The sequence below is a fragment of the Xanthovirga aplysinae genome, from assembly GCF_009711365.1.
Classification (GTDB): Bacteria; Bacteroidota; Bacteroidia; order Cytophagales; family Cyclobacteriaceae; genus Xanthovirga; species Xanthovirga aplysinae.
The window spans coordinates 1-5,026 of the sequence record NZ_SMMB01000878.1 but is presented as its reverse complement, the minus strand read 5'-3'; the positions used below and the strand labels follow the sequence as shown (position 1 = coordinate 5,026).

Genomic DNA, 5,026 nt, shown 5'->3' with positions numbered 1-5,026 from the left:
CAATAGTTTTACTGCTCTTTTCATAAAAAAATTTATTGGTTTAAAAAATCAAAAAAAAGTCTATTTTCTTATTTATAAATTTAGAATTTAAATTTAATTCACTTTCTTAGCTCAAAGGAAATGAAATATAATTAAAAACACAAAATAGAATTCCCCCATACTTTATTTGCTATTTCATATTCCTCTAAATTTCCAGCTCATTACCAATAAGAAATTAAATATTATGAGAAGCCTTCATCTTTTCACTCTCTTTCTTCTTTTTCCGATCATTGTGCAAGGGCAATTGACCATTGAGGAACATTATGAAATGGAAAACCTAAATAATCCCCGGATTTCCGGAACCGATATTATTTACAGCAAAACATCTAAAGAAAAATGGGACGGAAGAAGTTTTTCTTCTATTGTAATCACTGACTTAAGAGGAAAAGAACACAAGCTGTTGACCCAAAGTGAATATGATTACAACCCAAAATGGTCCCCTGACGGAAAATGGATTTCCTTTATATCTTATCGAAATAACCTTCAGCAAATTTATATTATCCCAAAATCAGGAGGAGAGCCCAAAATGGTTTCCGATGCCGAAAACAATTTTTCCATCTATAAGTGGGTAGATAATAATACCATAGCCTACTTTGAAATAGAACCCCGGGACTCTTCCCTTGTTGCTATGGAAAAAGAAAACGGATGGGGTTATTTTGCCGGAACCGAATTCGGTACTAATGCCCTTTGGATCTTTGATATTAATACCCGCCAAAAGGAGAAAATTACTGAGGGGAAATACCTGGTTAAAGATTTTGACTTTAGTAAAGATGGAAAATACCTGGCCATTCTTGGGGCAAAAAACGACGATAATTACGAGTATATGACCAACAGCTGGATTAAGGTAATGGATCGGGAAAATAATGTGGTATACACTTTTGATAAGGCAAACGCCCTTAATAATCCAAAATTTTCCCCTTCAGGAAAAAAGCTGGTTTTTGCAGGGAGCACGGAAGGCTTCGCCTCCAATGATGGTTTATTTGTTGCGGATCTAACTACAGGAGAAACAAAAAACCTCACCTGGGAGCTTGATCCTACCATTGAAAATATTCAGTGGATTGACGAAAATAACATTTCTTTTTCTACACCGGAAGGGGTTTACACTGGTATTTACCAGATTAATACAAAGGGAAAAATCAATACCCTGGTAAAACCCTATTGGGTGATCTATAATTATCAGTTTACAAGGAAGGAAATCTTTTTTACTGCTGCCAGGGGCTCAAAAACGATACAACTTTACAGACTGAAACCCGGAGATTCTCCTGAAAAGGCAGTTCCTTTAACCCAAATAAATCAGCATCTTATTTCAAAAATTAAGACCACAAGTACCGCCTTTAAATACGAAAGCAAAGACGGGACTGAAGTAGAAGGGGTTCTCACCTTTCCTCCTCATTACGATAAAACAAAACCATACCCCTTAATGACCATTGTTCATGGGGGACCTGACCTTCTGATAATGGACGATTTTAATCTGGAGCCTCAGTTTTTTGCAGACCAGGGTTATATAGTTTTCCAGCCAAACTTCAGAGGAAGTACTGGTTACGGAAGAGCGTTTTATGCAGGCAACAGGGGGAAATTCGGTGAAACGGACTTTGAAGATATAATGTCCGGAGTGGACAAGTTAGTAGCATTAAAAATCGCCGACAAAGATAAGCTCGCCCTGGGGGGAACCAGTTACGGTGGGTATATGGCAAATTGGGCCATTACACAAACCGACCAATTTAAAGCAGCCATCGGTTATGGCGGCCTGTCAAATCTTGTAAGTTTATACGGACAGCACCCGTTTAGTAACAGAGAATTAGGAATTTGGGAATACAAAACCTTACCAATTGACAATGTGGAAATTTACAGAAAATCTTCCCCCATATTTTTTGTAAAAAATGCAAACACTCCACTCCTCATATTACATGGAGAAAGAGATCCAAGAAGCCCTGTTTTACAGGCCTGGGAAATGTACAGAGCAATGAAGGATGCGAATAAGGAGGTTGAAATGATGCTTTATCCCAAACTGGGTCACAACATCAACCATCCGGTATATTACAAAAGCATCTTAAATCAGTGGCTCACCTGGGCCAACAAACATATTAACGGACAGGAAAATATTTCTGAAAATCAATAAATAAAAAAACCTTATTTATTCATGAATTGGGATACCGCACTTTACAACGAAAAACATGCCTTCGTTTACGATTACGGAAAAGAACTGATCGATTTATTGCAGCCAAAAGAAAATGAACGAATTTTAGATCTTGGTTGTGGTTCCGGGCAATTAACCAAGCGAATTAGCATAAAAGCAAAAGAAGTCTTGGGGATTGACAAGTCAGCGGAAATGGTATCTTCTGCACAATCCAATTACCCTGAAATTCAATTTTTGGAAATGGATGCCTCCTCATTTCGCTTTTCAAAACCATTTGATGCTATTTTTTCCAATGCAACTTTACATTGGGTAACCGATTTCAAATCCGCCATTCGATCCATGTTTGAAAACCTTAAGGTGGGGGGTAGAGTAGTAGTAGAATTCGGAGGGAAAGGAAATGTAGAAAAAATTGTAAATGGCCTTCGAAAGAGCCTAAAAAAACATGGATACGATGAGCAATCCAGGTTTGAACAATGGTATTTTCCTTCAATAGGAGAATACAGTGTGGAATTAGAAGAAGCAGGATTTGGGGTGGTACAAGCAGAACATTATGATCGGCTTACTGAATTGGCCGATGAGGAAACGGGCATTAAGGATTGGCTGGAAATGTTCGCTAAAGGCTTTTTCTTTGAAGTATCAAATCCAGATATAGCAACTATTTTGAAAGAAGTTCAAGAGCAATTACGTTCGGAACTCTTTCAAAACAAAAAATGGTATGCGGACTATAAGAGAATTAGAATAGTAGCTAAAAAGGAAAGCTTGTAAAAGATGACATTTTCTGGAGATTTTGTAATTAAAATAACACTGTGATAAAAAAACAAACCGCAGCCTAATTTGGCTGCGGCTGTCCTTATTTTTTTAAAGATCACTTTGCGTAACAGTAGCTGTATTACTACCCATTTGTGTAATTTGGCTGCTATGACCTAGTACACCTGTTTGAATTACCGTAGCGGAATTTCCTGTAACTCCCATCGCCCCACTCATTTGATCGATTTCGGAACTATGGCCATCACCCAGCTGATCTACATCTGCAAAATTATAATCATCTCCTGTTTGAGAGATGTCAGAAAAGTTTCCATTTCCTTCCTGATAAACATTTGCATTATTGGCCATGCCTGCACCAAAATTATTTCCATTTTGAGCAATTACCGAAGAGTTTCCATTTCCATATTGTTCAACATCTGCATCATTTGCATCATCAACCCCTGAATTATTACCACTTTGGGTAATAGCCGATGAATTATCATTTCCTACTTGAATAACATCTGCATCATTGGCATGGTCATCGGTGCCAAAACCATCTCCTGTCTGAGAGATAGTAGAGGAATTATTATTTCCATATTGTTCAACATCTGCATCATTGGCTTCATCCTCCCCTGAATTATTACCACTTTGGGAAATGAAGGAAGAATTTCCAGCTCCATTTTGGTAAACACTTGCCTCATTGGCTTCATCATCATCCGAAATACTTCCCGTTTGACTGATTTCTGAAGAGTTTTCCTCCCCTTCCTGATAAACATAGGCATAATTAGTATCATCAGACCCCGAATTATTACCACTTTGGGTAATAACCGATGAATTATCAACTCCATCTTGTTCTACATATGCATCATTTCCTGCATGATGAGTACCCGAATTATTTCCGCTTTGTGTGATTTGGGATGAATTACCAGACCCATATTGTTCAACGTGTGCCTCATTTGCGAAACCGCTCACTGAGCTACTTCCTGATTGAGTAATCCGAGAAGAATTTCCTTCCCCATTTTGATCAACCTCCGCATAGTTATAATCTCCGTTTTGCCTTGTTTTGGCAAAGTTGTCATTTCCAACTTGGTCAATGAAGGCATCATTCTCTTGTCCGTCTTGGTCAACCGTTCCCCTATTGCTCTCACCCATTTGGTTGACAGATGCATAACTACCAACAGCTGGTTCATTACTTCTGGTATTTTGCAGCACTTTAGCCTCATTGGTACTCCCATTCTGATAAATAACAGCTTCATTTTCATCATAGCGCTGCTCAATAAAAGCGTCATTTCCTTCTCCATCTTGTGTAATGGTTCCCAAATTTCTCTGGGCGTATCCTACCCCTTGGTCAATGGTTGAGCTATTATCGTCTCCATTTTGTTCAATTGTGGCTTCGTTTGCGTCCCCATCTGTATCCACTATGGCACTATTGCCATCTCCGGTTTGATCCACATCAGCGATGTTTCCTATGCCTTTATCCGTATCCGGATCAGAATCATTAAGGCCTTGTTGGTCTACAGATGCACTATTACCGTCACCTAATTGGTCAATAGTAGAGGTGTTTCCTCCCCCTATTTGAAATACTGAAGCCTCATTGGCTACATCTGCATCCACACTAGTAGAATTGATGGTAGACGTATTTTCCCCGAATTGTTGAACGGTTGCAACATTGGTACCACTTTGATTAACCGCACTATTGTTAGTGCCTGTTTGCTCTACAGTAGAGCTGTTCTGTGCCCATGCGGTAGAAGCCGCCAAAAGGAAGGCTGATAGCAATAATTGTGTCTTTTTCATTTTGAAAGAAACTTTTAAATGGTTTTAAAATAGTTGTAGAAGAAATGTGGATTTTTTATACTCTTTATAAAGAACTGAAGAAATTCAGTTAAAATAACCTTTAAAAACTAGTTGAATTTTTTAAAGAAAATATTTAGATTTTTAAAGGTAATTGTAAAAAATAAAGTGAACAAAAATTTGGGTTAAGTAGTAATTTTAATGTGATAATACCTTATAAAATTGTGATAAAAAATTATACCAAAAACACAATTAATTCCAAAACTACAAACTGAATCAAAATTGGGGAGGGTTTGGTTAGGGACAGAATTCCCA

At 37.8% G+C, this 5,026-nt stretch carries 3 protein-coding genes; 2 read left to right on the top strand and 1 reads right to left on the bottom strand.

Features of this window, described 5'->3' with window-relative positions; genetic code table 11:
• The first annotated feature begins 223 nt into the window (after positions 1-223).
• Together E1171_RS07260 and E1171_RS07255 are read left to right on the top strand one after the other, a co-directional pair.
• Positions 224-2,158, top strand: a complete 1,935-nt coding sequence (locus E1171_RS07260; protein ID WP_155205347.1) for a S9 family peptidase — start codon at positions 224-226, stop codon at positions 2,156-2,158.
• Between the two features lie 21 nt (positions 2,159-2,179).
• Positions 2,180-2,941 (top strand): methyltransferase domain-containing protein, encoded by a 762-nt coding sequence (locus E1171_RS07255; RefSeq protein ID WP_155205346.1) that lies wholly within the window; start codon positions 2,180-2,182, stop codon positions 2,939-2,941.
• 93 nt (positions 2,942-3,034) lie between these two features.
• On the opposite strand, the gene E1171_RS07250 is transcribed toward E1171_RS07255, so the two are convergent.
• Positions 3,035-4,714, bottom strand: a complete 1,680-nt coding sequence (locus E1171_RS07250) for a hypothetical protein (protein WP_155205345.1) — start codon at positions 4,712-4,714, stop codon at positions 3,035-3,037.
• Positions 4,715-5,026: the final 312 nt, after the last annotated feature.

Excerpts from the sequence above, each read along its gene's own strand:
- E1171_RS07255 (WP_155205346.1), top strand. The coding sequence starts at position 2,180 with ATGAATTGGGATACCGCACTTTACAACGAAAAACATGCCTTCGTTTAC.
- E1171_RS07250 (WP_155205345.1), bottom strand. The coding sequence starts at position 4,714 with ATGAAAAAGACACAATTATTGCTATCAGCCTTCCTTTTGGCGGCTTCT.
- E1171_RS07260 (WP_155205347.1), top strand. The coding sequence starts at position 224 with ATGAGAAGCCTTCATCTTTTCACTCTCTTTCTTCTTTTTCCGATCATT.